Origin of the sequence: Bacteroides sp. UBA939 (assembly GCF_002293435.1) — a bacterium.
Classification (GTDB): Bacteria; Bacteroidota; Bacteroidia; order Bacteroidales; family Bacteroidaceae; genus Bacteroides.
Genome location: NZ_DBDF01000137.1, coordinates 1 through 5,760, shown reverse-complemented (window position 1 = coordinate 5,760; position 5,760 = coordinate 1). Strand labels below are relative to the sequence as shown.

General features: G+C 44.2%; 3 protein-coding genes and 2 tRNA genes. 4 read left to right on the top strand and 1 reads right to left on the bottom strand.

Annotation, left to right across the window (positions count from 1 at the left end; all coding sequences use genetic code 11):
- Window positions 1–160 precede the first annotated feature (160 nt).
- Window positions 161–1,900, bottom strand: a complete 1,740-nt coding sequence (locus B2Z67_RS08675; protein ID WP_291529428.1) for a hypothetical protein — start codon at window positions 1,898–1,900, stop codon at window positions 161–163.
- A 67-nt stretch (window positions 1,901–1,967) separates the two neighbouring features.
- Here B2Z67_RS08675 and B2Z67_RS08670 point away from each other — a divergent pair, with 67 nt between their 5' ends.
- The 4 genes from B2Z67_RS08670 to B2Z67_RS08655 all read left to right on the top strand — a co-directional run bounded on the left by B2Z67_RS08670 (window position 1,968) and on the right by B2Z67_RS08655 (window position 5,759).
- Window positions 1,968–4,319 carry an ATP-dependent helicase gene (locus B2Z67_RS08670; RefSeq protein ID WP_291529427.1) on the top strand — a complete coding sequence of 784 codons (2,352 nt, stop codon included), beginning with the start codon at window positions 1,968–1,970 and terminating at the stop codon, window positions 4,317–4,319.
- A gap of 10 nt (window positions 4,320–4,329) precedes the next feature.
- Entirely contained in the window at window positions 4,330–5,472 is a 1,143-nt protein-coding gene (nspC, locus tag B2Z67_RS08665; RefSeq protein WP_291529426.1) for a carboxynorspermidine decarboxylase, read from the top strand.
- A 109-nt stretch (window positions 5,473–5,581) separates the two neighbouring features.
- A tRNA-Gly gene (locus B2Z67_RS08660) sits at window positions 5,582–5,654 on the top strand.
- A gap of 23 nt (window positions 5,655–5,677) precedes the next feature.
- Window positions 5,678–5,759, top strand: a tRNA-Leu gene (locus B2Z67_RS08655).
- Window position 5,760 lies beyond the last annotated feature (1 nt).

The window sequence follows — 5,760 nt, the reverse complement described above, 5'->3', positions numbered from 1 at the left end:
ACCCTGGGAGGGAGAATTCGTCCTCACGGGACGAGAAATTTCGTCTCACGGAACGAGAAAATTCATCTCATGGGATGAATGAATTCGTCTCACGAGACAAAAAAATCCGTCTCATGGGATGAAAGAAACCGTCCCACGGGATGAAAGAAACCATCCCACTTTATTGTTGGTAAGTCACTTGGAGCTTTTCTGTGTTATTCTCGTCCCTTTGATCCGTCTTTTGTACCCAACGCCCGGTATGGTCATACTCATAATAGGCGTTACTGTCTATCTGGTTACCAAATTCATCATACAGGAAAATAAGCGAACCGTTGGTTGTACTCTCATTGGCAAGTGTTTTTTCGAATGCAATCTTAGTCAAGTAGCCATACGAATCGTATGTATATACATCTACTTGTTTTCTCACTTGGGAAGGGAGCGGATCTTTGGGTAACGGAAATGTTTCCTCTCTCTTTATGATTTGTCCTTCCAGGTTATACTGATTGATAATGGAAGATACCGGATTATTTTTCTCGTAGTTTCTTTCTTCCGTCAGAAGTCCTGATTGCGCATTATATTTCCTCACGGTCAGATTCCCGTTCTGATAAAATGTGGAGTCCGTCAGAACTGCGCCTAAAGTACTGAAAGTACGGAGACGTTTGTACACCTCTTTCATACCTTTCTGATTTACCTGAATTTCCTGGACGCATGCACCTTGCGGATTGTACAGGAAATTAGTCTGTAAGGTCGTAGTACCTTTATCTTCAGTAACTTCCTTGATAGTTACGAGTTTTCCCGTATCGTCATAAGTATAGGTCTTCTGAATCTTCTTCCCATTCTTTATTTCGTCGGATTTCAATAGTAGTCCCCGGCTGTACGATTGAGTAACAGTAGGGCTGCTCCATATCAATTGCTGTTCAAAAGGAATGCGGAGCTGGTTGGCCTTGTCACGGAACGTTTTGTATTTGTGAGTTTGAAGGAATTCCTTGATAAGACCCAGTTTACTTGGAGAATTCACTTCCAGTTTTAATGTTTCATAATCAATACTGTCTTTTTTATATTCCAATTTGTGGGTATGCTTTTTATCTGTTTCATTCAGATAAAGAGCCTGTTCATACTCCGTGATAGCTTGTCTGATAGAAGCGATTGCCCGTGCCTTGCAAATATTGAGATAGAGGTAATCGTCATACATGGAAAGCGCCTGAGGCATTGACTCCCGTTTGCTGCGTTCTCCAAAGAAAGAGTTAAGCTGCTCGTGCTCGAAAAACCTTTTGAAATTATTGCCGGACGGCGATTGTTGTATAGCCTGAAATAAAAGCCGGTTATATTCTATCATGGCTTCCGCCCGGTATTTACCTTCTGCGTATTCTTTCAGGTACCGTTCGCATTTCGGAATGTTTTTATTGCGAACGAAGTCCTTCCAGATTTCCTCTTCATATACATCATGCAGGTGTTTCCGGGATTCGTCGGATAATTCGTAGCCTGATGATTTAATGGCATCTACCAGTGTACCGGCGTATAACAACTTATTGGGATATTCATCTAATATGGCATTGATATTCTCTTCCGTACGTTTACGGACGACGGCAGGATCTACTTTCGCCTCCTGGCAGATAGAAAGAAAGCTGCCTTTAACGGCATCTACATAAGTTTGGAAGAAATCTTTAGCCAAACTTACCTCTTGCTGGTTCCATATCTGGTCGCACAAATCGATCAGTTTCATTTCCGCAGCAAAAGCAATAGTGGTTTCAGAATCTAATTTGTTTCGGTTTTTTGCAAATTTATCATGCTCATTATCTACAAGGAAAATCAGAAGCTTTTCTACTTTACTCTGTTTTTGCGCCATTAGAGATGGGGTACATACGAATGCAAACAAGCATATAAAGGAAATATGAAGTCGCATATTTTTGATTTGTTCCATTGTTCCTTATAATTTTAGTTGAAATAACATTGTACAAATGTAAAAAGAATATTTTAATTTTGCATACATGAATGCGAATTATATTGAGGAATTGAACGAGGGACAGCGTGCCGCAGTGCTTTATAACGAGGGGCCGTCGCTGGTTATTGCCGGCGCAGGTTCCGGAAAGACGCGGGTGTTGACCTACAAAATAGCTTATTTGCTGGAAAACGATTATCAGCCGTGGAATATTCTGGCTTTGACTTTCACCAATAAAGCCGCCCGTGAGATGAAAGAGCGTATTGCCCGGCAGGTAGGAGAACGGCGGGCGCGTTACTTGTGGATGGGTACATTCCACTCCATTTTCTTGCGTATTCTGCATACGGAAGCGGCGCATATCGGCTTTACTTCCCAATTCACTGTTTATGATACGGCTGACAGCAAGAGTCTGATTCGCTCTATCATTAAAGAAATGGGGTTGGATGATAAGATTTATAAGCCGGGTAGCGTGCAGGCGCGCATCTCTAACGCCAAGAATCATTTGGTATCCCCTGCCGGATATGCCACCAACAAGGAAGCGTATGAAAGTGACCGTGCAGCCAAGATGCCCGCTATCCGGGATATCTACAAGCGTTATTGGGATCGTTGTCGTCAGGCCGGTGCTATGGATTTTGATGATTTGCTTTTTTACACATTTATCTTATTCCGGGATCATGCAGAGGTATTGGAGCGCTATCAGGAACAATTCCGTTACATCTTGGTCGATGAGTATCAGGACACCAATTATGCGCAGCATAGCATTGTTCTGCAATTGGCGAAAAAACACCGGCACGTTTGTGTGGTAGGAGACGATGCACAAAGTATTTATTCTTTCCGGGGAGCCGATATTGATAATATTCTGTATTTTACAAAAGTATATCCCAATACGAAAGTTTTTAAGTTAGAACAGAATTATCGTTCCACTCAAACCATTGTTTCGGCTGCCAACAGCCTGATAGAAAAGAATCAGTGGCAGATACGTAAAGAGGTATTCTCCGAAAAAGAAAAAGGTGAAGCTATCGGTGTGTTCCAGGCTTACAGCGATGTGGAAGAAGGGGATATTGTGGTCAATAAGATTGCCGAATTACGCCGGAAAGAGGATTATGCCTACTCTGATTTTGCAATACTTTACCGTACTAATGCACAGAGCCGTGTGTTTGAGGAAGCCATGCGTAAGCGAGGAATGCCTTATCGTATTTATGGCGGTTTATCGTTCTATCAGCGTAAGGAAATCAAAGATGTGATAGCCTATTTCCGGTTGGTGGTCAATCCTAATGATGAGGAAGCCTTTAAGCGTATCATTAATTATCCTGCACGCGGCATTGGCGATACTACGGTTGGCAAGATTATCACTGCCGCCACGGAAAATAACGTTAGCCTTTGGTCTGTGCTTCTTACGCCGTCGACGTATGGATTGAATTTCAATAAAGGTACGCTTACCAAGCTACAAGGTTTTCGTGATTTAATAATATGTTTCATTAAGGATGTGCCGGAGAAGAATGCTTATGAAATTGGTACGGAGATTATCCGGCAATCCGGCATTATCAATGACGTATTCCTGGATAATTCGCCGGAAAGTTTGAGCCGTAAGGAAAATATTGAAGAGTTGGCTAACGGTCTGAGTGATTTTTGTGCACAACGCCAGGAAGAAGGTAACCCGAATATTTCATTGTCGGACTTCTTGTCGGAAGTATCACTGCTTACCGACCAGGACTCTGATAAAGATGGAGACGACGAGAAGATAACGCTGATGACCGTCCATTCTGCAAAAGGATTGGAGTTTAAGAATGTATTTGTAGTGGGTATGGAAGAAAATCTTTTTCCCAGCATTATGACCGGCGACTCTCCACGTGCTTTGGAGGAGGAAAGGCGTTTATTCTATGTTGCCATTACCCGTGCGGAAGAACATTGTTTCCTGTCGTATGCCCGGACTCGCTTCCGGTACGGGAAGATGGAATTCGGCAGTCCAAGCCGTTTCTTGAAAGACATCGATATCCGCTTTCTGCGCTTACCGCAGGAATCCGGTACCGGCCATAAAAAAAATGAAGAACCCGGATATTCCCGCAGGGAAAGCAGCGGCGCTTTTTCACATTTACCCCAACGTCCCAAACAGCCGATTATCGCTCCGAGTGTGCCGCGTAATCTGAAACGGGTAACAAATACTTCAACATCTGCCGTTGCACCGGCTTCCACGACAGCTTCGGTTTCCGCTTCAGGCGCTACCTCCGGCTCTATTATGAAGTTAGAACCGGGACAACTTATTGAGCACGAACGTTTCGGATTGGGAGAAGTGATGAATGTAGAAGGTGAAGGCGACAATGCCAAAGCCACTATTCGTTTCAAAAATGCGGGCGACAAACAACTATTGTTGCGTTTTGCCCGTTTTAAAGTTATTGGTTAAAATAAAAAATATGATAGATTTCGCTTGTTTGCCTTCTCCATGCTACATCATGGATGAAGAGTTGTTGAGAAAGAACCTCACATTGATAAAAAGTGTTGCCGACCGTGCGGGCGTGGAAATTATTCTGGCATTCAAATCCTTTGCTATGTGGCGCTCATTTCCGGTATTCAGGGAGTATATTGATCATTCTACGGCAAGTTCTGTTTACGAGGCACGACTGGCGCTCGAAGAGTTCGGCAGTAAGGCGCATACATATTCTCCTGCTTATACCGAAGCCGATTTTCCCGAAATTATGCGTTGCAGCAGCCATATCACGTTCAACTCTTTGGCGCAATTCCACCGTTTCCATCCTGTGGTAGAAGAAGAGAAGAGCGGTATTTCCTGTGGCATCCGTGTCAACCCGGAATATTCGGAAGTAGAAACGGAACTTTATAATCCCTGCGCTCCCGGAACCCGCTTTGGAATAACCGCCGATTTGTTACCCCGAATTTTGCCGCACGGACTTGAAGGCTTCCACTGTCATAGCCATTGCGAATCCTCATCTTACGAATTGGAACGGACGTTGCAACATTTGGAAGAGAAATTCTCTTGCTGGTTCCCGCAAATCAAATGGTTGAATTTAGGAGGAGGCCATCTGATGACGCATAAGGATTACAATGTGGAGCATTTAGTTCGGATGTTGAAAGATTTGCGCGCCCGTTATCCGCACTTGCGCATTATCCTGGAACCGGGTTCTGCTTTTACCTGGCAAACCGGTGTGCTGGTTTCCGAAGTAGTGGATATTGTGGAAAGTCGCGGCATTCGCACAGCCATCCTGAATGTCAGTTTTACCTGCCACATGCCCGACTGTCTTGAAATGCCTTACCAGCCTACCGTGCGTGGCGCCCAAATAGGTAATGACAGCGGCCGTCACGTGTACCGGTTAGGAGGTAATTCTTGTTTGAGCGGTGACTATATGGGCGATTGGAGCTTCGATCATGAATTGCATATCGGAGAACGAATCATATTTGAGGATATGATACATTATACCATCGTAAAAACAAATATGTTCAACGGAATTCATCATCCTGCAATTGCGATGTGGACAAAAGAAGGCAAAGCGGTAGTTTTCAAGCGGTTCTCTTATGAGGATTATCGCGACCGAATGAGTTGATAATCACAAGTCTGTTGCCCCTATCCGGGTGGATGTATATTTTCTTCGTGAAAAAATGAGCGGAATGTTTGCAGGTTTACGGAAAATATCTACCTTTGCATCCGCAATCGCGGAAATAGCTCAGTTGGTAGAGCATAACCTTGCCAAGGTTAGGGTCGCGAGTTCGAGTCTCGTTTTCCGCTCAATATAGATTGCATAGCCTAAAGCCCAGGTGGCGGAATTGGTAGACGCGCACGTTTCAGGTGCGTGTGTCGAGAGGCATGCAGGTTCGAGTCCTGTTCTGGGCAC

Bases quoted from the DNA above. Each gene is read 5' to 3' on its own strand.
- B2Z67_RS08675 (WP_291529428.1), bottom strand. From the start codon at position 1,900: ATGGAACAAATCAAAAATATGCGACTTCATATTTCCTTTATATGCTTG.
- B2Z67_RS08670 (WP_291529427.1), top strand. From the start codon at position 1,968: ATGAATGCGAATTATATTGAGGAATTGAACGAGGGACAGCGTGCCGCA.
- nspC (WP_291529426.1), top strand. From the start codon at position 4,330: ATGATAGATTTCGCTTGTTTGCCTTCTCCATGCTACATCATGGATGAA.